The following is a 23,195-nucleotide window of genomic DNA, read 5'->3' as shown; positions in this document are numbered from 1 at the left end:
TTCGATTGCTCGCACATGACCGTGTGTCGCGACATTGCCCTGCTGGAACAGGAAGGCCGGGCTTATTCGGTGACGGGTGGGGTGCGTATCGCCAGCCAGCTGCACAGCGAGCCGAGCCACCAATCCAAGGCCGTGGTGGAACTGCCGCAGAAGCAGGCCATGGCCAAACTGGCGGCCAGGCTGTTGAAGGATGACATGACGGTGTACCTGGATGCGGGCACCAGCACACTGGAGATCGTGCCCTACATCAAGGCGTTGTCGGGAATGACGGTGGTGACCAACGATTTCGGCGTGGTCCAGGCGCTGATGGAAGCGCCGCAGGTGACGGTGATTCATACCGGCGGGCAGTTGGATCACTCCAACCACTCTTGCGTCGGCGGGCTGGCACCGGCGGCGACCGACGGTATTCGCAAGCAGTGCGTCGAGTTGCTGCTGTCGGATGGACAGCCTGCCTGACCTCGTCGCAAGCCGGTCCATCGCTATCGCGAGCAGGCTCGCTCCCACCGGGGTATTGATGGCGAACGCGAATGTTGCGAACAGCCGAAATCTCTGTGGGAGCAGGGCTGGCCCGCGATGACGGCGGCACAAATAGCATCGATGCAAGCTGGTCCACCGCTTTCGCGAGCAAGCCCGCTCCCACAGTTCCTAGAGCGCTTTCCAGTCCCGCAGCCATTGCAGGCCGGCCGAGGTATCGCCACGGGGACGGTATTCGCAGCCGACCCAGCCGTCATAGCCCAGCTCGTCCAGCAATCCGAACAGGAACGGATAATGAACCTCCCCCAGGTCCGGCTCATGCCGATCCGGCACGCCGGCGATCTGGATATGCCCGATACCACCAAAGTCGCGCCGGAGTTTGCTCGCCAGGTCGCCCTCGACGATCTGGCAGTGGTAGCAATCGAACTGGACCTTGAGATTGTCTGCCCCCACCTCCCGACAAATGGCATGGGCCTGATCCTGGCGATTGAGGAAAAAGCCCGGCATGTCCCGGGTGTTGATCGGCTCCAGCAACACCGTGATCCCAGCCTTCGCCGCCTGGGTCGTGGCGTAGGCGAGGTTTTCCAGGTACACGGCGTGGTGCCGGGCACGCTCGGCTTCGGACGGGAGCAGCCCGGCCATCACGTGAATGTTCGAGTTGCCGAGCACTGCGGCATATTCCAAGGCACGTTCGAAACCTTGGCGAAACTCCTGTTCGCGCCCCGGCAGCGTCGCCAGCCCCCGCTCCCCCGCCGCCCAATCCCCAGGCGGTGCGTTGAACAGCACCTGGACGAGCCCGTTGGCATCCAGCCGCTGCTTGAGCACCCCTGGGCTGTACTCGTAAGGGAACAGGTATTCCACGGCATCGAAACCATCGGCCGCCGCGGCCGCGAAACGGTCGAGGAAATCGTGTTGCGGGTAGAGCATGCTGAGGTTGGCTGCGAAACGAGGCATACCGATATTCCTTAGTCAAAAGGCCAGATCAACAAGGTGATACCCAAATCGAGTGTACCGAGCAACGTGGTGATCACGGTCCAGGTGCGCAAGCCGTCCGCCATGTTGAGCCCTGCCAGTCTTGTGAAGTTTTCTTCAATCCAACTTTTTAACATTACCCTTTACTGGAACATCGTGCTTCACCTGCCTCCCAAGCAGGGCTACCCTGAATCGCCAAAAAGCCCTGAAGGAGCAATGAGCTTGAGCGTCGATATCGAGTGCGTAGTGGTGGGTGCGGGGGTCGTCGGTCTGGCCGTGGCCCGGGAGATGGCCCAGGCCGGCCATGAGGTGCTGTTGATCGAAGCCGGCGGCGCCATCGGCATGGGCACCAGTTCGCGTAACTCCGAAGTCATCCATGCCGGTATCTACTACCCACCGGGCAGCCTCAAGGCCCAGTTGTGCGTAGAGGGTCGGCGCAAGCTATATGCCTATTGCGAAAGCCATGGCGTGACAACTCGCCAGCTCGGCAAGTTGATCGTCGCCAAGGACCCGGCGCAGGTGGCCGGGCTCCAGGCGTTGCTGGAACGCGGCTTGACGAACGGCGTGGACGACCTGCGCCTGCTCGATCAGGAGCAGGCGTTGGCCCTGGAGCCGGCGCTGGCGTGTGCCGCCGCGTTGTATTCGCCTTCCACGGGCATTGTCGATTCCCATGCACTGATGCTGGCCCTGCAAGGCGATGCCGAAGCGGCCGGTGCGAACCTGGCCTTCCACACGCCGTTGCTGGGGGTTCGCATCGGCGCCGGGCAGTTTCTGCTGGAATTGGGTGGCACGGCCCAGATGAGCCTGTCCTGTCGCCGTCTGATCAACGCCGCCGGCCTCCAGGCGCCCGCCCTCGCCCGTCGCATGGAGGGCCTGCCGGCGCAAACGGTGCCCGAGGACTATCTGTGCAAGGGCAACTACTTCAGCCTTGCCGGACGTGCGCCCTTCCGGCATCTGGTCTACCCGGCCCCGGAAGCCGCCGGGCTGGGCATCCACATGACCCTGGACCTGGCAGGCCAGGCCCGTTTCGGTCCTGACATCGAGTGGGTCGAACACGAGGATTATCGGGTCGATCCGGCGCGCGCCGAAACCTTCTACCCGGCGATTCGCACTTACTGGCCAGACCTGCCCGATCACAGCCTGCAACCGGCCTACAGCGGCATCCGCCCGAAAATCTCCGCCCCCGGCGAACCCGCCCGTGACTTCCTTATCAGTAGCGCCGCCGACCACCAGGTACCTGGGCTGATCAACCTGTTCGGCATCGAATCGCCGGGGCTGACATCTTGCTTGGCGATTGCCGAGCGGGTGCGGCAACTACTCGACGACTGAGCTGCAAAATCCTCTGTGGGAGCGAGCCTGCTCGCGATGAGGCCAGGCCAGTCGACCTCATCATTGGCTGAACGACCGCTATCGCGAGCAGGCTCGCTCCCACAAGGGGTTCTCGGTCAGGCAGCGCAAAGTGCAAGGCGCTTTGGCCCCTCTTCATGCAGCCTGCACGATGATAAAAATGGCATCCCTCTCAATCCGTTGTTTTAAAAGGATTTAATAAAGCAACCTGGCTGGCACGGCCGATGCAATCCTTGGTTAACGCGACGTCGGCGCTTGAAGCCGGCTCGTAACCGTGAATTGCCGAGGAGCTGTATATGAACGCCATCGATCTGTTGAAAGCTGACCATGAACGCGTCAAAGGTATTCTGGCTCAACTGAGCGAATCCACCGAACGCGGCGTCAAGAAACGTACTGACCTGTTGGCGAAGCTGGAAATGGAAGTCACCATTCATACCCGGCTGGAAGAAGAGATCCTGTACCCGGCCTTCAAGCAAGCGGGGGGCAAGGACGAGGCCGAAATGTACTACGAAGCCAAGGAAGAACATCGCACGGTCGATTCGCTGGTGCTGCCGGACCTGAAGGCCACCGATCCTTCCCAACCAGAATTTGCCGGCCGGGTGAAAGTGGTCAAGGAACTGCTTGAGCACCACATCGAAGAAGAAGAAAAAGAGATGTTCCCCCAAGCCAAGAAAGTGCTGGGCAAAGCCAAGCTGGATGCCTTGGGTGAACAGATGGAAACCATGAAGGCGCAGTACAAGAAGGAACTGTCCGGCGCCAATATGGCCGCCTGATTGTATCGCGCGAGCTTTCAGCCGTCGGTGGCGGCTGAAAGCTCAGCCATTCATTGCATGTGCTCACGTAGAAATTCCACCAGCGCCTGCACCGGGCGCGCGCTCTGGCGATGTTGCGGGTAGACCGCCGACAGGGCCAGGGGCTCGGTTTCAAAACCTTCCAGTACCTTGATCAGCCGTCCGTCCTTCAGCGCATCGCCGAGGATAAAGGTGGGGAGATAGGTGATGCCCATGCCGGCGATGGCCGCATCCCGGAGCAGATCACCGTTGTTGGCGCGCATGCGTCCGGCGACTTCCAACACCAGCGGTTTACCCCCTCCTCCAAAACGCCATTGAACCTGACGGCTGTGACCATAGGGCAGGCAATCATGGTTGCGCAGGTCTTCGGGGCGCAAGGGTGTGCCGCGTTGCGCCAGGTACGACGGGCTGGCGCAGTAGACCCGGTCGATGGTCGCGATGCGGCGGGCGATCAAGGTCGAATCCTCCAGCACACCGATCCGTAGCGCCAGGTCGTAACCCTCCCCCAGCAAATCCACCGAGCGATCACTCAGGTCCACCTCGACGCTGACCTGCGGATAACGCTGCAAGAACAATGGCAGCAGGCAGCCCAGGTGTGCCACGGCAAAAGACAGCGGTGCGCTGAGCCGAAGGGTGCCACGAGGCTCGCTGGTCTGGCCGCTGATGCCCTGCTCCACCTGTTCGATTTCACTGAGCAGGCGCAAGGCGGCCTCGTAATAGCGCTGGCCCAACGGGGTGACATCCAGCCGCCGCGTCGAACGGTTGAGCAGACGAACCCCCAGCCGCTGTTCCAGCTCCATGAGCTTGCGGCTGACGAATTGCTTGGACAACCCCAACTGGTCCGCCGCCGCCGTGAAGCTGCCCGACTCCATGACCTGGGCAAAAATGCGCATTTCTTCGAAGGGGTTCATTGTCACTCCAGAGGTGGACAGTGAGGGATGTTATAGAGGGATTCAGGTTGAATTCAAACCGGTGGCAAGGGGATTTTCTGTGGCGAGGGGATAAATCCCCTCGGCACAGGTTCTCATCAGACACAAAAACGCCCGCACAAGGCGGGCGTCGTCCAGCTAGAACCGCTCAGCTTACTTGGCAGTCAGCGCCGCGTAGCTGTTCATCAGGTTGCGGTAGTTCGGAATGCGCTGGGACAGCAGGTTGCCCAGGCCTTCAATGTCGTTGCGCCAGTCGCGATGCAGCTCGCAAGCCACCGAGAACCAGTTCATCAATTGTGCGCCGGCGGCGCTCATCCGCGCCCAGGAAGCCTGTTGCACGGTTTCGTTGAAGGTACCCGAGGCATCGGTAACGACGAACACGTCAAAACCTTCGGCCAGCGCCGACAAGGTCGGGAACGCCACGCAGACATCGGTCACCACGCCAGCGATGATCAGTTGCTTGCGGCCGGTGGCCTTGATCGCCTTGACGAAGTCTTCGTTGTCCCAGGCATTGATCTGGCCTGGACGCGGGATGTACGGCGCGTCCGGGAACATTTCCTTGAGCTCCGGCACGAGCGGGCCGTTAGGGCCTTTCTCGAAGCTGGTGGTCAGGATGGTCGGCAGACCGAAGAACTTCGCCAGGTCGGCCAGGGCCAGGACGTTGTTCTTGAACTCGTTGGGCGAGAAGTCCTGGACCAGGGAGATCAGGCCGGTCTGGTGATCGACCAGCAGGACGACTGCATCATCTTTGTTCAGGCGGTTGTAGACAGGGGCATTGCTCATGGGATGACTCCTTATACATGGTTGTTACAAATCCTGTGGGAGCGAGCCTGCTCGCGAAGCGGTGTGCCTGTTGCGAAGGTGTCGGATGCGCCGACGTCTTCGCGAGCAGGCTCGCTCCCACAGGGGGGGATGTTGATGTCAGTCAGAACGCGAAGCAGGAACAGCCAAACGCGCCCCAGAAACCTTGGAAATCGCTGACCGGAACGTTCGACAGCCGCGCCCGCTCATGGCTATGGGAATGCACCGTGCAAGGGCCGCTGCACTGGTGAACCTGGGCCTGCAACGGCGAAGTCGGGCGCCAGTGACCTGGCACCTTGACCACCGGTGACCAGTCCGGCAGTACCGGGACGCTGGCAGGACCCAGCTTTTCGAAGTCGCCGGCGGCGTACACCACCTTGCCGTCGACCACCGTCAGCACGGACTCGATCCACTTGATGGCTTCTTCTTCGACGCTGAAGAAGTCGGCGCTCAGTGCCGCCAGGTCCGCCAGTTGACCGACCTTGATCTGGCCCTTCTTGCCCTGCTCCGAGGAGAACCAGGCGCTGCCATGGGTGAACAGCTCCAGTGCGGTCAAGCGCGGCAGACCCTCTTCGTGCAGCGCCAGGCCACCGACCGTACGACCGCTGACCATCCAGTACAGCGAGGTCCAAGGGTTGTAGCTCGACACCCGGGTGGCGTCGGTGCCTGCACCCACCGGCACGCCTTCGGCCAGCATGCGCTTGATTGGCGGCGTCGCTTCGGCGGCCTTGGCGCCGTAGCGGTCGACAAAGTATTCGCCCTGGAAGGCCATGCGGTCCTGGATAGCGATACCGCCACCCAGTGCGCGGACCCGTTCGATGTTCTTCGGGGTGATGGTTTCGGCGTGGTCGAAGAACCATGGCAGGCCGTTGAACGGGATGTCGCGGTTGACCTTCTCGAACACGTCGAGCATGCGGCTGATGGACTCGTCGTAGGTGGCATGCAGGCGGAACGGCCAGCGTTGCTCCACCAGGTGCCGGACCACCGGTTCCAGGTCCTGTTCCATACCGGGCGGCAGGTCCGGACGCGGCTCGAGGAAGTCTTCGAAATCCGCCGCCGAGAACACCAGCATTTCACCGGCGCCGTTGTGCCGCAGGAAATCATCGCCCTGGTGCAACTTGACGCTGCCGGTCCAGTTCTTGAAGTCGCTGAGTTCTTCCTTGGGCTTCTGGGTGAACAGGTTGTAGGCGATGCGCACCGTCAACTGTTCTTCCCGGGCCAATTGCTCGATCACCGCGTAATCGTCGGGGTAATTCTGGAAACCACCACCTGCGTCGATGGCGCTTGTCAGCCCCAGGCGATTGAGTTCACGCATGAACTGGCGAGTGGAGTTGACTTGATACTCCAGCGGCAACTTCGGCCCCTTGGCCAGCGTCGAGTAGAGGATCATCGCGTTGGGACGCGCCACCAGCATGCCGGTGGGTTCGCCCTTGCTGTCGCGCACGATCTCGCCGCCCGGCGGGTTCGGCGTGTCGCGGGTGTAGCCGGCCACCCGCAACGCAGCGCGGTTGAGCAAGGCGCGGTCATACAGGTGCAACACGAACACCGGGGTATCGGGGGCGGCCTGGTTGAGTTCTTCCAGGGTCGGCATGCGTTTTTCGGCGAACTGGAACTCGTTCCAGCCGCCCACCACACGAACCCATTGCGGCGTCGGCGTACGGTCGGCCTGATCCTTGAGCATGCGCAGGGCATCGGCCAGGGACGGCACGCCTTCCCAACGCAGTTCGAGGTTGTAGTTCAGGCCGCCGCGGATCAGGTGCAGGTGGGAGTCATTGAGTCCGGGGATGACGGTGCGGCCCTTGAGGTCGATGACCTGGGTTCCACCGCCACGCAGGGCCATGGCCTCGGCGTCGGTGCCCACGGCAACGAACTTGCCCTGGCTGATGGCCACGGCGCTGGCCCGGGGGTTTTCCCGGTCGACGGTGTGGAACTGGCCATTGAACAGAATCAGATCGGCGTTCATAGGGTTCTCCTTCAACTATCAAAAAATAAATGTGTGGCGAGTGCGCTTGCTGTGGCGAGGGGATTTAGCGAAACGTCGCACCGACCCGCTCGGTCGCGTAGCAGCCGCTCTTCTGGGGGCCGCTTCGCAGCCATCCCCTCGCCACAAGAGCGCTCGTCATCACAATGCAATAACGCTTACGGCTCCAAATGCTCGTGCGCTGTCGACGCCTCCATCCAGGGCGCAAACAGACGGGTCGCCAGTGGCATGCACACGTAGCAGACCGAGAGCACGATGGTCAGAGTGATCAGGAACGTGGCGACGACGTAGTTGGATAGAAATGCGTTAAGTTGCAGCACCGGCCCCCAGATCAATGGCACCAGCAAGGTGTGCGGCAGAATGACCAGCAAGGTCACCACAGCCTGCTTCCAGCGCGGCGGCGGTGTGGCGGCATCCGCCAGCGGGGTAAACCAGAACTCCTTGTGGGACGCGACCTCGGTCTGGTCACCGTCGGCCAGCAATGGCGCGGCCTCCTCCACCAGCTCGCGGCGCTGGGGCGAATCGAGCCAGCACTGCAGGGCCTCGGTGGAGCAGAAACGCAGCACGCAGGTGAACAGCGACAACCCGCCCTGCTTGCCCCGAACCACATCCACACCCAGATGTCCCGGCCAACTGCCGGCCACGGTCACGATGCGTCGCAACCAGGCCTCATAGGCCGCGTCCTGGCCGGCCTTGATCCGGTGCTTGACGATCAGGGTCACGATTTCATCGGAGCCAGGTGAGGCAGTCCCCATTGCGGACTCGACAGCTTGAGATTCAGACATGGCGTAACACTCCGGTAAAACGCGCATTCAGCGCCAGGCGACCCGGCCCGGCGATGAACACGCTGGTAAAGATGATCAGCAGCAGCCAGCCGAACTGCCCTTCCTCCAGACTCCATTGCGGGTGTACAACACACAGCGCAACGGCCAGCAGGAACAAAATGGGCAGGCACGCGAGGCGCACCATGACACCGGCTGCGATCAGCAGCGGGCACAATACTTCGGCGAAAATCGCCAACATCAGGGTGAGGCTCGCGCCGAGGTGAAACGGGTCTTCGATACGGGTCAGCTCGTCGCTGTAATGCAGCCACTTCGGCAGACCGTGGACCCACAGCAGAAACAGCGCGCCACTGAGGCGCAGGAACAACAGTCCCCAGTCCTGCAGCGTGCGTTCGTCGTCGACGTTCATCGGTGTGCTCCGTCCGGGTCCGCGTAGGCGGCGTCCGGCAATGATTGGGACATGTGGGTGGCAATCCGCGAGCGCAGCCAGCGCTCCGCCGGGTCGTTGTCATGCACGCCACTCCAGACCATCGACAGCTCGGCCGCGTTGATCTCGAACGGTGGATCCTCGGCCCGTAACGCGCAGCCTTCCACCAGCGCGCAGGCCGCGTAGTCGGGCACGGTGGCGATCAGTTCGGTGCCGGCCAACAACGCCCGCAAGCCACTGAACTGCGGGACGCCCAACACCACTTTGCGGGTCCGGCCAATACGCGCCAGGTCCAGGTCGATGTTGCCGCTCAGGTCCCCCGAGAACGACACCATGGCGTGGGGACGCGCGCAGTACTCGTCCAGGGTCAGCGGGCCCGGACGCTTGTCGCCGCGCAAGACCTTGCAGGGAATGTCACGCAGTTTCTTGCGCTTGGCGTTGGCCGGCAGATCGGTGGTGTAACTGACCCCGACGCTGATTTCCCCGCTGCCCAGCAACGACGACATCAGCAGGTAATTGGCCCGGCGCACCACCACGATGATGCCCGGCGCTTCTTCGCGCAGTTGGCTCAGCAACGGCGGAAACAGGCCGAATTCGGCGTCGTCCGACAGTCCGATGCGAAACACGTCGCAACTGGTGGAGGGATCGAAAGCCTTGGCCCGGCTGACCGCGCCGGAAATCGTGTCCATGGCCGGCTGCAGCTCACGCAGGATCGCCATGGCCCGAGGCGTCGGCTCCATGCCCCGACCGTGGCGGATCAGCAGCGGATCATCGAACAGATCCCGCAACCGCCCCAGCGCCGCGCTCACGGCAGGCTGGCCCATGAACAGCTTTTCAGCGACGCGGGTCAGGTTTTTCTCGAACATCAACGCCTCGAAGATCACCAGCAGGTTCATGTCGAGACGGCGTAAGTCGTTGCGATTCATCGATTAGGATCCTGTGGAATACCATCCTGTGGGAGCGAGCCTGCTCGCGAAGCGTCGACACATCCGACATCGTCACAAGCTGACCCACCGCTATCGCGAGCAGGCTCGCTCCCACAGGTTCTATGCTCGATCAGCCTCGGATGAATGCCAGCAGGTCCGCATTCAGGCGATCCTTGTGGGTATCGGTCAGGCCGTGAGGCGCGCCGGGGTAGACCAGCAACTGCGAGTGCTTGAGCAGTTTGGCGGCTGCGATGCCGGCGGTTTCGATGGGGACCACCTGGTCGTCATCGCCATGGACCACGAGGGTCGGCACGTCAATGTTGCGCAGGTCTTCGGAAAGATCAGTCTCCGAGAACGCCTTGATGCAGTCGTACGTGTTCTTGTGGCCGGCGAGCATGCCTTGCATCCAGAACCAGTCGATCAAGCCTTGGGACACCTTGGCGCCCGGACGGTTGGCGCCGAAGAACGCGCTGGCCACATCTTTATATAGCTGAGAACGGTCAACCAGGGAGGCCTGGCGGAAACCGTCGAACACTTCGATGGGCAGGCCACCGGGGTTAGCCGGGGTCCTGAGCATCAGCGGCGTTACTGCCGAGATCAGCCCGAGCTTGGCGACACGAGCGGCGCCATGACGGCCGATGTAGCGTGTCACTTCACCACCGCCGGTCGAGAAACCGAGCAACACGGCCTCCTTCAGGTCCAGCCGCTCGATCAGCTCGGCCAGATCATCAGCATAAGTGTCCATATCATTGCCATCCCAAGGCTGGCTGGAGCGCCCATGCCCACGGCGGTCGTGGGCGATCACCCGGTAACCGTTGGACGCCAGGAACATCATCTGCGCTTCCCAACTGTCCGAGTTCAACGGCCAGCCATGACTGAAGACAACCGGCTGACCACTGCCCCAATCCTTGTAGTAGATCTCGGTGCCGTCGCGGGTGATGAAGGTGCTCATGACATGACTTCCTTGAGAGGGATGGAGGTCTCCATGGTCCGGTCTGAGGGGGTGTATGCGTGAGTTAAACGTTGTTAATTTTTTTGATTGAGGGCAGGACGATGGTGCTTTTTGTGGCGAGGGGATTCATCCCCGCCGGGCTGCGAAGCAGTCCCAAGACTGGCGCCTCGGTGTGTCAGTTTTAATGGACATTAAGCGTTTGGGGCCGCTTCGCAGCCCAGCGGGGATGAATCCCCTCGCCACAGGATTCTCCATTGCAGCCCTGGAATGGCAAGGCAAGAAGGCTCTAACCGTTGCACCTGAAGCCAAACCTGAGGAACATACTCGGATATGCCTCCTGCACCAGACATTGAGAACACAATGAGCCACCCCAGCGCCCTGCCCGTCGAACAGACCGTGCATTTCGGCCCTTACCACGTCCATCCTCGCCAGCGCCTGGTGCTGGAGGGGGGGCAACCGTTGCGCCTGGGACGGCGGGCGGTGGAGATCCTGCTGGTGCTGCTCGAGCACGCCGGAGAGGTGGTAAGCAAGCAACAATTGATCGCCCGTGTCTGGCCCAGGAGTGTCGTGGAGGACACCAACCTGCGAGTGCATGTCGCGGCATTGCGCAAGGCGTTGGGGGATGGCCAGGCCGGGCAGCGCTACATCGTTACCGTAGCGCAGCGCGGCTACAGTTTTGTCGCGCCGGTGTCGGCCGAACCTCTCATCCCCATGGCGGATATTCCTCCTGCATCACTGGCCCACAATCTGCCGCCGCGTCGTACCCGGATGATCGGACGCCAGGCGGTAGTGGACAGCCTGGTAGCTCATCTGCCGCGCAAACGCTTCATTACCCTGGTCGGTACCGGTGGCATCGGCAAGACCACTGTGGCCCTGCGGGTCGCCGAGCGGCTGATCGATCGCTACCGCGACGGCACTTATCTGCTGGATCTGTCGTTGCTCAACGATCCGGTCATGATCGCCCCAGACCTGTGCGCCCTGCTGGACCTGCCGCAGCCGGACAGCGATCCACTGGCTACCATTGCCCGCCAGCTCAAGGAACGACATCTGTTGTTGGTGATCGATAATTGCGAGCATCTGATCGACGCCACGGCTCAGCTCTGCGAAACGCTGCTGCGCGGCGCCCCGCACTTGCATATCCTGGCGACCAGCCGTGAAGGCCTGCGAGCCGAAGGCGAACACGTGCAGCGCCTGGATGCCCTGGCCTTTCCCCCCCGGGAGACGCCCATCGAAGGCTACCCGGCCCTGGAGTACCCGGCCTTGCAGCTGTTCGCCGAGCGGGCGATGGCCAACCATGACGACTTCGAGCTGGCTGACCACGCGGTGCCCCTCGTGGCGGACATCTGCCAACGATTGGACGGGATTCCCCTGGCCATCGAACTGGCCGCCGCGCATGTGGGTCGCTTCGGGCTGGAGGCGCTTCACCGGCAATTGCAAGACAGCGTCGCTCTGCTTCACAACGACAGCGACGTTGCACCGCGCCAGCAAACCCTGCGCGCCACGCTGGATTGGAGCTTCGCACTGCTCACAGAATGCGAGCAGGTCTGCCTGCGACGGCTATCGATGTTCATGGGCAGCTTCAACCTGACCTCGGCCGCGGCGGTAATCATCGGCCCCCATGTCGCGCCCGACCAGGTGCTGGTGTCGATCAGCCAATTGGTTGCCAAATCCCTGCTCAACGTCGAGGTCGGCGATGAAGAGGTGCGCTATCGCTTGCTGGACACCACCCGCAGCTACGCCCTGGAGAAACTGGCCGAAGCCGGCGAACTGGCAGCCAGCCAGGAACGCCACGCCGAACGCTGCCTGGCTCTGATGGAGCAAGCCGAGCGGGATTGGGAAAGCACCGCCACGCCCCTGTGGATCGCTCGCTATGCCGCCTACCGCGATGACATCCGCGCGGCCCTCGACCGGGGGTTGGGGCCGCATGGCGCCCATCAGGTGGCCATCCGCTTGACCGCGAGCACCCTGCCCCTCTGGCAGGAACTCTCATTGCTCAAGGAGCACGGGCTTTACGTCAGCAAGGCGCTGCAACTACTGCGGGCCACTCCGTCGCCATGCCCCAGGCTGAGCCTCGCCCTGGAGCTGGCCAACGCCAGTTTCAACTACCACACCGAGGGCGGTACGCCGGCCACGATCCGCGCCTTCGTCACCGCCCGACAACTGGCGCAACAATGCCAGAGCCGTGCCGGCGAGCTCCGGGCGGTGTCGGGGCACATGGCGGTCAACCTCAGTTGCGGCCACTACCAGCAGGCACTGGAACAGAGCCAGGATTTCGACCGGCTGGGCACCCTGGGCGACCCGCTTCTGTCTTTGAGTGCACAACGCCTGCGAGTGTTGGCGCTGCATTTTGCCGGCGACCAGGGCGCGGCCCGACAAGACGCCGAGCAGGTCATCCAGCGCCTGGCCCAAAACGGCCACCTCAGTCGTTTCACCCACGGTTTTGGCGTGCAATACGACCAGAGCGTGGCGTCGCTGACCACGCTGGCGCGCATACTCTGGCTGCAAGGCTTTGCCGAAAAAGCCCGACGGGCCGCCAATCTCGCCCTGCAAATTGCCTTGCAAATCAACCACGGCACCTCGATCTGCTACACCCTCGCACTGGCCGGCTGCGTGATTGCGCGCTACAACGGCGATCACTCAGTCGCGGGCGAAAGGCTCGATATGTTGCGATACCAGGCCAAGAAACACTCGGTGATACTGTTTCATGACTGGGCTCGTCACTACGACTGCGCGATCAATGACGCCCCCCTCAAGACGAATCCGGTCAACGGGCTGATCCAGGACATTGTCGTGACCCTTCGTGCCGATCGGGTCAGTGCCTGGCAACTCGATCGCGCCCACAGCGGGGCCGCAGGCTGGTGCACGGCCGAGATCCTGCGGGCCGAGGCGCAGACCTTGCTGGCACGCAACGACCCGGCCCTTGACGACCGCGCCGAGGAACATCTGGTGACCGCCCTGGGCGTGGCTCGTGGTCAGGATGCCCTGGCCTGGGAGCTGCGCAGCGCCACGACCCTGGCGCGGCTATGGCAACGCCAGGGCCGGGAACAGGCTGCGCAAGAATTGCTCGAGCCGGTCTATCGACGCTTCACCGAAGGCTTTGATACCCCTGACCTAGTGGAGGCCGACGCGCTGCTCCACGTCCTGTCTCGGCAGCGCGGGGCTTGAATGGACGGGCTTCCAGGCGTCCTGGAGCACATAACGCCGGTGATACAAATGCCATTGGCCGCTGCGTCGCAATTTTTCCCGGGCATAGGCTCGCGTGGTCTGAAGCCAGTGGAAACGCACCCCACTGGCACAGTGTTCGACCCTCAACAGCGACTGCTGGGCCAGCCGTGACAGCAGCCAGGGCAACTGCCCGATACCCAGTTCCGGGCAACTGATCACCGCAATGGCCGCCTTGGCGGTAAAAGGCCGGTCGAACACCGCGAGGCGCTGGAACACCACCTGCTCCGGGGCACTCAAGCGCTCGAAACTCCAATCCAGCAAGGCTTCCAGACTCCGGTGGCGGGGCACGGCCGTGCGCCGGCCAAAGCTCAAGAGCGAAAGCCCAAAGTCCAGTTGCTCCAGTACTCCCACCACGCCCAAGGCACAGACCTGGGCCGCCGCCAGCTCCAGGGCCAGCGGCAAGCCGTCCAGGCGCTGGCAGATTTGCGCAATCGCCACCAGGTCGCGGTCGCTGGCTTTGAAACCTTGCTGCCCGGCGCAAACCCGGTCCACCAGCAACTGTACCGCCGGGCACGCCAGTAACTGATGCTCGGGCTCAAGGGGTGATGCCACCGTCAGGCCCGGCAGTTGCACGACACGCTCATCGTTGAGATCCAGCGGCTCGCGGCTACTCAACAACAGCGACACCCCCGGTGCCGATGCGCGTAACGCCAAGGCCAGCTCACGACAGGCATCGAGCAGGTGTTCGCAGCCGTCCAGCACCAGCAGCATCCGGCGCTGTCCAAGTTGCTGGCTCAGGGTCTCGGGCGCCAGACCCAGTGTGCAAGCAATCCGTGCCCGTACCTGGCAAGGCTCGGTGATGGCCGCCAGGTCGACGAACCACGCACCGTCATCAAAGTGTTCCAGCAAAAGCTCCGCGACCCGCAGCACCACGGTGGACTTGCCGACGCCACCCGGGCCGGTCACCGTGGTCAGGCCCTGGCGCGAGACCTCGACGAGCAACCGGCCCAACACTTTATCGCGGCCGATCACCGGGCTCAGCCGCACAGGCAAATTGTGTTTTTCGCGTATGAACGAAGCCACCGGCGCGGCAAAGCAATAGCCGCGCCGGGGATCATTGAGGATGTACCGGCATCCGTCCCGCCCGTCACCGAACGCCCGACGCAACGCCGCAATGTGTACCCGCAGGTTGGTGTCTTCCACGACACTGTCCGGCCAGACGCCAGCTATCAGCGCTTGCTTGCTGATATAGCTGCCGGCGTGATCGACCAATACCTGGAGAACGTCCAGTGCCCGCCCGCCCAAGCTGAGGGGTTCGCCGTCTCGGGTGACCAGTCGCTGCTGCCGGTAGAAGGCAAACGGGCCGAAGCCCACCGCCGGTTCGGTATCGGGTTTGACGAAACTGTTCATGGTGATTCAGCAGCAAAGAACCGGCGTGGGCATGGCGTCGCGATCATCGAACGCGTCTGCCCCGGCTCTTTGCATCCTTTCCAGAGGGTTCGCCGTTATCTTGGCAGCCCACGACCAGAGAACAATGCTGGCACAGGGTGCATGACGGACATCACGGTGCCCTGGACGGACACCATAGGCTCAACTGAACTGCTGGCGATACTGCACGGGGGTCAGGCCGAGTTTTTCGCTGAACAGGGAGCGCATGTGCCGGACGCTGCCGAACCCGCTACGGAACGCCACGGTCTTGAGGGGCAAGTCCGTGCTTTCCAGTAACTGACGGGCCCGGTCGATACGGGCACCTTGCAGGAACTCCATCGGTGTCATCGTCACTTCGCGGGCAAACATCCGAGCGAAATGCCGCGGACTCATGGAGGCTTGCGCGGCCATGCGCTCGACGGTAAACGGCTCTTCCAGGTGTTCCATCACATAATGCTGTACCCGGGTGATGGCCGACTCCTGCGCCGCCACCGCTGCCACCAGGGGGCTGAACTGGGCTTGGCCGCCTTGGCGCTTCATGACCACCAACAATACCTTGGCCACATCCAGCGCCACTTTGCGACCGTGATCCTGGGCGACGATGGCCAATGCCAGGTCGATGCCGGCGGTGACGCCGCCTGAGGTAAACAGGCGACGGTCCTGCAGGAATATCTTGTCGGTTTCCACCAGGGCCTTGGGGAAGCGCCGAATCAGGCGCTCGGTGTAATGCCAGTGTGTGGTGACGCGGTATCCGTCGAGCAGTCCTGCCTCACCGAGCACAAAGGCTCCGGTGCAAATGGAGCCGTAGCGCATGGCACGTTGCGTCGCGGCCCGCAGCCAGGTGTGCAAGCCCGGATGCCGGTCGTTGTAGGCCCCCGGCCCACCTGGTACCAGCAATACGTCATAGGCCGCCCAGGCCTGGTCGATGTGTATGTCGGCTTCTACTGCCACGCCGTTGGACGCCCGCAACGCGCCGCGCTCGGTACCCAGGGTCAGCAATTGATAGTGTTGGTCCGGCTCAATATAGCGGTTGGCGATGGAAAACACTTCCATTGGCCCGGCCATGTCGAGTAGCAAAAAATCCGGAAACAGCACCATTGCAACGGTTTTCATCAGTTAACACACCAAAAAGAAAATCCAGAGGAACGCAGCGAAATTTCAAGCTCGCCTGATGAACCCTGTGGGAGCGAGCCTGCTCGCGATGACGTTGATACGGTCAACATCCCGGTGAGCTGACTCACCGCCATCGCGAGCAGGCTCGCTCCCACAGGTCCGATGTCGCACCAGAGGCGGCTTCGACATCATGTTAACGCACCGCACCGGCTGGCAGGCCTGCTTATTGTCCACTTATAGGTGACAGTCTTTCGTTTTTCACCTACTTATTAAGCGATAGCATAACCATTAACCTTCTTCTGTCCCCGGCGAACGGCCAAAGCCGCCGCCTACTGAACCAGGAGAATTACCATGCTGACACTTCGCAAAGCTGCGGACCGCGGAATCGCCCGTCACGGCTGGCTGACCTCGTTCCACACCTTTTCCTTCGCCAACTACCGTGACCTCAATCAACAAGGCTTTTCCGACCTGTTGGTCATCAACGACGACCGAGTCGTCGCCGCCAAGGGTTTCGGCCAGCACCCGCATCGGGACATGGAGATTTTCTCCTATGTGCTCGAAGGCGCGCTGGAACACAAGGACACCCTGGGTACGGGCTCGGTCATCCGCCCAGGCGACGTGCAACTGATGAGCGCCGGCAGTGGCGTGGCCCACAGCGAGTTCAACCACAGCGCGGACGAGCCGGTGCACTTCCTGCAAATCTGGATCGTGCCGAATGTCAGCGGCGCCAAGCCACGCTACCAACAGGAGCATTTCAGCGCCGAGCAGAAACGCGGCCGTTTGCAACTGATCATCTCCCCGGACGGCGCCGACGGCTCCCTTGAGGTGCGCCAGGACGCACGGGTCTATGCCGGACTGTTCGATGGCAACGAAAGCGCCACCCTGACATTGGCGCCTGATCGCTATGCCTATGTGCATGTCGCCCGGGGCAGCGTCGAGCTCAATGGCGTGCCGTTACAGGAAGGTGACGGCGTGCGAGTGCGGGAGGAACAGGTACTGACGCTGAGCAACGGACAGGACGCCGAGGTGCTGGTATTCGACCTTCAACCCAGAGAGCTGCCACAAATGCCATGATTGCTCCGCGGGGTAACCCGCGGCGCCCTTCCCCCGGAACCCGAGGCCTGGTTGCCCCATCGAGCCGTTCGGCTAGCCTTCAACGATGATCAGGCCTCACGTTTCCATAGCCGTTGCCGATAAGACCTTCCGTGGATAGTCAACATCGAGAACAACGCTTACGCAGGATTTTTCCGTCAAACCCGGATAAGCTCTGAAAGTTCCCATAAAATGAGCCCGCACGACCAACGGTCGACTGCACGGTTTCCGGGAAATGTTGACTCAATGTTACAGGCCAAGCAAAATGATCTCACTTGGCCACCAACCTCTTGGCTTTGCTTATTCATGGAAGAATGCATGAAAACGGTTATCTCCCTCGTTGCTCTTTGCGTAGCGTGTCACGCGACAGCGGACGTGCAGAAAATCCAGTACAGCTACGATGATTCGGACGCCGAGTACTCCCTTGTTTCGTTTACCGAAAGCGGTTCAGCCATTCAGGCCATCGTGCAAAGGGTAGGTACGTATTTCACCAGCTATACAAAAGTGGAACTCGATTGTGCCAATCGCAGTGTTCGCCACATGGGGATGTACAACAGCCTGGAAGGGCTGGAAAAAGCCGAGTTCGACCAGATGCAAGGGCGAATAGTCGAGGGTTCCATCGCCGATGAAGTGGGAAAAGTGTTGTGCAATGGCACGACCCTGACCGCCTCGAAAACCGAGAACCCGCCTGCCGAAGAACAACCGGACGATAGAACCTGATCCCAACCGCGTCACCCCTTCGCCCCCGTGCGAATGTCACTGCTGAGTGAAGTTCTCGGACATGGAATGTCTGCCTAGTGGATAACGACGCCTTGCGGCGACTCGCCTTCCACTGCTGAACCCCTTTATTTCTGCGCAGACAGAAAAAGGTACCTGACCGATAACCTGAAGTACCCGCCCTCCACCGGCGGGTGGAAGACACTTATGCACGCAAGAAAGATATTTGAGTTTCTGATGACGCTGTTGGCTTTCGTCCTTATTACGCTGCTTTGGTTTGTCTATGCGGTTCCCGGCATGATTGATTACGACTCCGACCTCTCATTGATAGTCGCTGCCGTCGGTTCGATTATCTGGCTGTGCGCTACAGGTTGCATCATCCTGTATATGGTCCAGAAAACGCGCAAGACCTGAGCGCAGGACCGGCTCGCGCTGCACCGATGAGCGCGAGCCCGGGTTTCAACCCTGCAAAGAGCGTTCAACCGTGACGCTCACCCCGTTTGCTTTCGCCCAAACGTCGAACGATAGCTGCCCGGCGGAACGCCGAAGAAGTCCCGAAAACGCCGTTGAAAATGCGGGGAGCTGACGAAGCCCGTCGCCACGGCGACTTCTGTCATCGATCGATTGGTCTGCTGGATGAGCTGGCGTGCCCGGGTCAGGCGCAACTCCAGGTAATAACGCGTTGGGGTCGCGCCGAGAAAGCTGCAGAAGCGTCGCTCCAACTGACGCTTGGAAATCTTGACGCAAGCCGCCAACTCGTCGATCGTCAACGGCTCTTCGATGTTCTGCCACATCAATTCCAGCGCCAGCTTGAGGCTTTCCGGCAGCCTCGGGTCTGTCTCGACGAAGACCGGGGGCAGGTCCGACGCATCGCCCGATTCATCACATCGCAGGATTTCCTCGATAGCCCCCACCAGGGCCTCCCCTCCCGTCTGACGGATCAACTGAAGCATCATCCGCAGCGAACTGTTCGCACCGGCACAGCTGACCCGTCCGCGATCGACGACATAGGCCCGGCTCGACACCTTCACATGAGGGAAGACTTCCAACATCATCGCTCGGCTTTCCGGGTGGACGGCACACTCGAATCCATCCAGCAGGCTGGCGTCGGCAACGAAGAACACGCCATTCCACAGCCCTCCCAGTATGGCCCCCGATGCCGCATTGGCGCGCAGCTTGCGCCGCAGCAGTGGTACACCTTGCAGCTTCACGCGAAAACCGCCGGCGACGATAAGAATGTCCTGGTTTTCCGACAACTGCGCCAGCTCGATGTCGGTGGAAATGACAATCCCCAGGTCACTCGTCACCTGTCCCCCCGACACCCCTACCGTCAGAATCTCGTACAGTGGCATGTCACACATCAGGTTGGCCGTTACCAGAGCGTCCACCGCGCCGGTGAAGGACATCATCGAGAAATTGTCCATCAACACGAAAGCGACACGGGTCGGCGCCTGATCAGCCCCCGGCGAGCCGAGTCGCCGATAAGCCATGTTCTTGTTTTTAAGTACGCTCTCGAATGCGCTTGGCATAGGTCTCTTCCAGAAGACGATCAGACTGCTGTCACTCTCGCACCTCAGGCAAGCGGCCATGGTATGAGGAGCGTCGCTATCGTGTGGATTAGCGACGCGGGCAGCAATAGCCGCCCCTTAACTGCCTGACGCCCTAAAGTCCGTACGCCTTTAGTCGATAGATTGAGAGTAGACATGGGCGCTTTCCTTTCCAGCACTCACAACGCTCGCCGCCATTGTTTCCGCCGACCCAACACTTATAAATACCCGCGGGAGAAGTCATGAATATCAAACAGAAGCTGACATGGGCGTTCGCGACCATCGCCTGCCTTCCGGTCATCCTGGTGGCGGTGCTCGTCGTGCTGAACCTGCGCGACGCGGCGAAAACCAACTTCCTCGACAGCAGCGGCCGGGAAATCCGCCAGATCGACAATGGCATGAAGACGTTCTTCGATGGCATCAGCCAGAACGTCGAATTCTTCGCCAAGGATCCGCGGATCGTGGCGGCCAAGGACCTGAAAAACTATACGGGCGCCGACGCTGCACAAACGCCACTGCCTGAAATCAATAAACAGCTTCTGGATATCTTCGACCGCTTCGCCAAGAGCCATCCGACCACCGCCTATCTTTCCGTGGGCCTTGCCGATGGCGGCTATGCCAGCTGGCCTGATGACCCCAAAATCTCCAACTACGACCCACGCGTGCGCCCGTGGTACAAGGCCGCCATCGCCGCGCCTGGCGTGACTGTGCGTACAGACGCCTATTACTGGGCGCCGGATGATATATCGCTGATCGGCATCGTTCACACGGTATCCGACGCTGCCGGCAAACTGGTGGGTGTCGTCGGCCTCGACGTGTCGCTCAAGCAACTGACCGAACTGGTCAAGAATATCAAGCTGGGCGAAAGCGGCTACCTCATTCTGGTCGAGGGGAACGGCAACGTCCTGGTGGATGCCAGCGATGCCAAGCACAACTTCAAGCCTTTGGCCGACCTCGGCCCGAACTACGCCGCGCTGGCCAAGAGCAGCGATGGCATGACCCAGGTCGAGATCGACGGCGTGTCTTACATGGTCAACATTGTGACCTCCAAGACCCTGGGCTGGCGCTTCATCGGCCTTATCAAAAGCGAAGAGGTCATGGCCGGGGCCTCCAGCCTGACTTGGTTGATCGCTATTATCGCCGCTGTGCTGGCAGTCATCTTCGCCGTGGTCGGCGCAAGCTTCGCCAGTGTCATCGTTCGACCGATCCGCGGCGTTGCAAATGGCTTGCAGGAAATCGCTGAAGGCGAAGGCGACCTCACCCGTCAACTCTCCGTACAGGGCAAGGACGAAACGGCCAGCCTGGCAAGCTGGTTCAACCAGTTCCTGGGCATGATTGCGCAGCTGGTACAGCGAATCGGCAGTGCCTCCTCCGACTTGCAAAGCGCTGCGGCCGATACCAGCGAAGTCGCCACCAACATGAACGAAGCCGCCGGCCGCCAGCGCCAGGCAGTGGAGCTGGTCAGTACCGCTTTCAATGAAATGGTCGCGACCGCCAACGAAGTGGCCCGCTCCTGCAGCCAGGCCGCCACCAGCGCGGACACCGGCTACCGGGACGTGCACGACGGCCAGCATCACATCGGCGAAGCCACCGGCAGCGTGCTTAAGCTGAGCGAAGACCTGCAGCAGTCGACCCAGACCATGCAGGCGCTCGAGCAGGACAGCAAGAACATCAACACCATCCTCGACACCATCCGCTCGATTGCCGAGCAGACCAACCTGTTGGCCCTCAACGCCGCCATCGAAGCCGCGCGCGCCGGCGACCAGGGTCGCGGATTCGCCGTCGTGGCCGATGAAGTGCGGGCGCTGGCACGACGTACCGCCGACTCCACCGGCGAGATCGACAGCCTGCTCGGTAACCTGGCCCGGCGTACCCAGGAAGTGACACAGCAGATGCAGAGCAGCCTGCAAGTGTCGCAAACCAGCGTGGAACGCATCCAGCAGGCCCGCGACAGTTTCGACAAGATCCGCAACTCGGTGGATTCGATCCGCGATCAGAACACCCAGATCGCGACCGCCGCCGAGGAACAACATCAGGTGGCCGAAGACATCAACCGGCACATCGCGCAGATCCATGCCGATGCGCAGCTGGTCGAGGAATTTGCCCACTCGGCGCAGACCGGTTCGGGTCGCCTGACAGACATTTCCGGTCAACTGAGGGGGTTGGTGGGACGCTTCAAGTTCTAAGCAAGGTTGCTGAAGGAGCCCACTCGAGGCTTCTACATTGCCCCCTGTTGGGGGCAATGTCCCTTATGAGAACGTCTGGTGGCCTATCCTTGCATTCACGTCTCTATACCGGACACCGCTATGGCCGCCTCCGAATCAGAGCTTCTTCAAAGCTGGCATCACAATGCCCGGGCCTGGATCAATGCCATTCGCACCGGCGCCATCGAAAGCCGGCGCGAAGTCACCGACCAGGCCATCCTGCTGGCAGTACTCAGCCGCCAACCCGAGCGCGTGCTTGACCTGGGCTGTGGTGAAGGTTGGTTACTGCGAGCCCTGGCTGGGCGGGGCATCCAAGCCGTTGGAGTGGATGGCGATGCCACGCTGGTGGCGTCAGCACGGACGACCGGTTCTTCGCCCGTGCACCTGGCCAGCTATGAAGCGCTGGTGCAGGCGAAGGTGGATGTCGGCAGCGACTACGACCTGATCTGCGCCAACTTCGCCCTGTTGCACCAGGACATCATCCCCCTGCTCACCGCCATGAAGGCCCTGCTCGCCCCTGGCGGCGCCCTGGTGATCCAGACCCTGCATCCCTGGGTCGCCGCCGCGGGCGACTATCAGGATGGCTGGCGGCTGGAGCGTTTTGAAGGCTTCAAGGGGCAGTGGCAACCAATGCCGTGGTATCTGCGCACCCTGCCCAGCTGGTTCAATGCCCTGGATATGGCGGGCTTTGGGTTGACGGGCCTGCAGGAACCGCAACATCCGCAGAGCACGGTGCCGCAGTCATTGTTGTTGGTGGCTGAGTGAGGCCGCCGTTGCACCGAATTACTTCGGCGCATAATCCTTGCACATACCCTGCGCTACGCCAGCCAGTGGTGAGTTGACGAGGTTATTCGCCATGCTCATCACTTGAAATTTATAAGCCGGATCGGACTTTATCTTCCTGACTTCCACCTTGGTCGCCTCGTCGATCCTGGGATCAGCGGCCATGGCATTCTCCACGTCACCGTTCAGGCCTGGGTTGGTTTTGTTGCACACCTGCTCCATGGCAACCATGGCGACCAGGCCCTGATGCTTTTCATCCTGCTGATTCGCGAAGACGACGCCAGCAAAACCCATCCCTGCCAGGCACAGTGAAAGTGTGGACATCCTTAACAACGACATTCAAACGCTCCTTGATTGTAGAACCCAGGCCATCTGTCGGCCAAAACATGCGCACTTTATCACGCCGTTTCGCGAACTTCGTTACAGGCCGCGACAGGTCTTTCGAACCAGAATCGACCCTTTGGACACGCTCTGCCGTACCACAATTCAAGCGCCCGAGGATGAACATACGTTCATCCCAATCATGGTCAAACGCGTCTACCCTGCGGGTTACAACATAGTGACTACAGGAGTACCCACCATGTTCTCGCACGAAAGCACGCCGTTGATTTTAATGTTCGTCATTTTGCTGCTGTGCATGCTTGCGGCTGTTCTACACCCGGTTCACGCTTTCTTTGACCGGGTTCGCAGGCGCAGGGGATCATCTGCCGAGATTGCGAAAGAGGTGGACTCGCGCTGAATGTATTCTCTGAAAGGCCCGGCGG

The 23,195-nt window shown here is 61.5% G+C and carries 20 protein-coding genes and 3 pseudogenes; 11 read left to right on the top strand and 12 right to left on the bottom strand.

The features are described from left to right. A pseudogene (locus AD665_RS28045) lies at positions 1–393 on the top strand (DeoR/GlpR family DNA-binding transcription regulator); the annotation flags it as partial. Between the two features lie 252 nt (positions 394–645). On the opposite strand, the gene otnI reads toward AD665_RS28045, so the two are convergent. Then, positions 646–1,428 (bottom strand): 2-oxo-tetronate isomerase, encoded by a 783-nt coding sequence (gene otnI, locus AD665_RS03010; protein ID WP_024779326.1) that lies wholly within the window; start codon positions 1,426–1,428, stop codon positions 646–648. A 240-nt stretch (positions 1,429–1,668) separates the two neighbouring features. Here otnI and AD665_RS03005 point away from each other — a divergent pair, with 240 nt between their 5' ends. Both AD665_RS03005 and AD665_RS03000 read left to right on the top strand, forming a co-directional pair. Further along, positions 1,669–2,775: an NAD(P)/FAD-dependent oxidoreductase gene (locus AD665_RS03005; protein ID WP_053191300.1), complete on the top strand. Its 1,107-nt coding sequence runs from the start codon at positions 1,669–1,671 to the stop codon at positions 2,773–2,775. A 314-nt stretch (positions 2,776–3,089) separates the two neighbouring features. After that, positions 3,090–3,566, top strand: a complete 477-nt coding sequence (locus AD665_RS03000; protein ID WP_024779328.1) for a PA2171 family ribosome-binding persister protein — start codon at positions 3,090–3,092, stop codon at positions 3,564–3,566. A 50-nt stretch (positions 3,567–3,616) separates the two neighbouring features. Here AD665_RS03000 and AD665_RS02995 read toward each other — a convergent pair whose 3' ends face one another. The 7 genes from AD665_RS02995 to AD665_RS02965 form a co-directional block, all read right to left on the bottom strand. Then, positions 3,617–4,495, bottom strand: coding sequence for a LysR family transcriptional regulator (locus AD665_RS02995; RefSeq protein ID WP_024779329.1), 879 nt, complete (start codon positions 4,493–4,495; stop codon positions 3,617–3,619). A gap of 171 nt (positions 4,496–4,666) precedes the next feature. Then, entirely contained in the window at positions 4,667–5,296 is a 630-nt protein-coding gene (gene ycaC / locus AD665_RS02990; RefSeq protein WP_024779330.1) for an isochorismate family cysteine hydrolase YcaC, read from the bottom strand. Between the two features lie 142 nt (positions 5,297–5,438). Then, positions 5,439–7,277, bottom strand: a complete 1,839-nt coding sequence (locus tag AD665_RS02985) for an amidohydrolase (protein WP_024779331.1) — start codon at positions 7,275–7,277, stop codon at positions 5,439–5,441. A 176-nt stretch (positions 7,278–7,453) separates the two neighbouring features. After that, entirely contained in the window at positions 7,454–8,080 is a 627-nt protein-coding gene (locus tag AD665_RS02980; RefSeq protein WP_024779332.1) for an antibiotic biosynthesis monooxygenase, read from the bottom strand. After that, positions 8,073–8,486: a DoxX family protein gene (locus AD665_RS02975; protein WP_053190847.1), complete on the bottom strand. Its 414-nt coding sequence runs from the start codon at positions 8,484–8,486 to the stop codon at positions 8,073–8,075. Before AD665_RS02975 ends, AD665_RS02980 begins: the two co-directional genes overlap by 8 nt. Continuing rightward, on the bottom strand, positions 8,483–9,430 hold the full coding sequence (locus AD665_RS02970) for a LysR substrate-binding domain-containing protein (RefSeq protein ID WP_024779334.1): 948 nt from the start codon (positions 9,428–9,430) through the stop codon (positions 8,483–8,485). Before AD665_RS02970 ends, AD665_RS02975 begins: the two co-directional genes overlap by 4 nt. Positions 9,431–9,560: 130 nt before the next feature. Beyond that, complete coding sequence (locus AD665_RS02965; protein ID WP_024779335.1) at positions 9,561–10,382, bottom strand: alpha/beta fold hydrolase; 822 nt, start codon at positions 10,380–10,382, stop codon at positions 9,561–9,563. A 360-nt stretch (positions 10,383–10,742) separates the two neighbouring features. Here AD665_RS02965 and AD665_RS02960 point away from each other — a divergent pair, with 360 nt between their 5' ends. Continuing rightward, complete coding sequence (locus AD665_RS02960) at positions 10,743–13,547, top strand: ATP-binding protein (RefSeq protein WP_053190845.1); 2,805 nt, start codon at positions 10,743–10,745, stop codon at positions 13,545–13,547. On the opposite strand, the gene AD665_RS02955 is transcribed toward AD665_RS02960, so the two are convergent. Then, positions 13,494–14,957, bottom strand: coding sequence for an ATP-binding protein (locus AD665_RS02955; RefSeq protein ID WP_024779337.1), 1,464 nt, complete (start codon positions 14,955–14,957; stop codon positions 13,494–13,496). The two genes, AD665_RS02960 and AD665_RS02955, sit on opposite strands and share 54 nt — an antisense overlap. A gap of 180 nt (positions 14,958–15,137) precedes the next feature. After that, positions 15,138–16,088, bottom strand: coding sequence for a GlxA family transcriptional regulator (locus AD665_RS02950; RefSeq protein WP_024779338.1), 951 nt, complete (start codon positions 16,086–16,088; stop codon positions 15,138–15,140). A 351-nt stretch (positions 16,089–16,439) separates the two neighbouring features. Between AD665_RS02950 and AD665_RS02945 the strand changes: the two genes are divergently transcribed. The 3 genes from AD665_RS02945 (at position 16,440) to AD665_RS02935 (ending at position 18,311) form a co-directional block, all read left to right on the top strand. Further along, positions 16,440–17,162 carry a pirin family protein gene (locus AD665_RS02945; RefSeq protein ID WP_024779339.1) on the top strand — a complete coding sequence of 241 codons (723 nt, stop codon included), beginning with the start codon at positions 16,440–16,442 and terminating at the stop codon, positions 17,160–17,162. A 336-nt stretch (positions 17,163–17,498) separates the two neighbouring features. After that, on the top strand, positions 17,499–17,900 hold the full coding sequence (locus AD665_RS02940; RefSeq protein ID WP_053190842.1) for a hypothetical protein: 402 nt from the start codon (positions 17,499–17,501) through the stop codon (positions 17,898–17,900). Between the two features lie 204 nt (positions 17,901–18,104). Next, the gene (locus tag AD665_RS02935) at positions 18,105–18,311 is read left to right on the top strand and encodes a hypothetical protein (RefSeq protein WP_024779341.1); all 207 of its coding nucleotides are present in this window, start codon (positions 18,105–18,107) and stop codon (positions 18,309–18,311) included. A 77-nt stretch (positions 18,312–18,388) separates the two neighbouring features. Here the strand turns inward: AD665_RS02935 and AD665_RS02930 are convergent, their stop codons facing one another. Next, positions 18,389–19,426, bottom strand: a complete 1,038-nt coding sequence (locus AD665_RS02930; protein WP_053190840.1) for a GlxA family transcriptional regulator — start codon at positions 19,424–19,426, stop codon at positions 18,389–18,391. Between the two features lie 260 nt (positions 19,427–19,686). Here AD665_RS02930 and AD665_RS28090 point away from each other — a divergent pair. The 3 genes and pseudogenes from AD665_RS28090 to AD665_RS02920 form a co-directional block, all read left to right on the top strand. Continuing rightward, a pseudogene (locus AD665_RS28090) lies at positions 19,687–20,769 on the top strand (cache domain-containing protein); the annotation flags it as partial. 324 nt (positions 20,770–21,093) lie between these two features. Beyond that, a pseudogene (locus AD665_RS28085) lies at positions 21,094–21,630 on the top strand (methyl-accepting chemotaxis protein); the annotation flags it as partial. Positions 21,631–21,750: 120 nt separating this feature from the next. Then, positions 21,751–22,413 carry a class I SAM-dependent methyltransferase gene (locus AD665_RS02920; protein ID WP_033034624.1) on the top strand — a complete coding sequence of 221 codons (663 nt, stop codon included), beginning with the start codon at positions 21,751–21,753 and terminating at the stop codon, positions 22,411–22,413. 18 nt (positions 22,414–22,431) lie between these two features. Here the strand turns inward: AD665_RS02920 and AD665_RS02915 are convergent, their stop codons facing one another. Continuing rightward, entirely contained in the window at positions 22,432–22,770 is a 339-nt protein-coding gene (locus AD665_RS02915) for a hypothetical protein (protein ID WP_033034626.1), read from the bottom strand. Between the two features lie 241 nt (positions 22,771–23,011). On the opposite strand from AD665_RS02915, the gene AD665_RS27550 reads away from it, so the two are divergent. Then, positions 23,012–23,170, top strand: coding sequence for a hypothetical protein (locus AD665_RS27550; protein ID WP_167355717.1), 159 nt, complete (start codon positions 23,012–23,014; stop codon positions 23,168–23,170). The last annotated feature ends 25 nt before the right edge of the window (positions 23,171–23,195 follow it).

Source organism: Pseudomonas corrugata (genome assembly GCF_001269905.1).
GTDB lineage: Bacteria > Pseudomonadota > Gammaproteobacteria > Pseudomonadales > Pseudomonadaceae > Aquipseudomonas > Aquipseudomonas corrugata.
The sequence above is the reverse complement of the archived record's forward strand: the minus strand, read 5'-3'. Positions and strand labels throughout refer to the sequence as shown.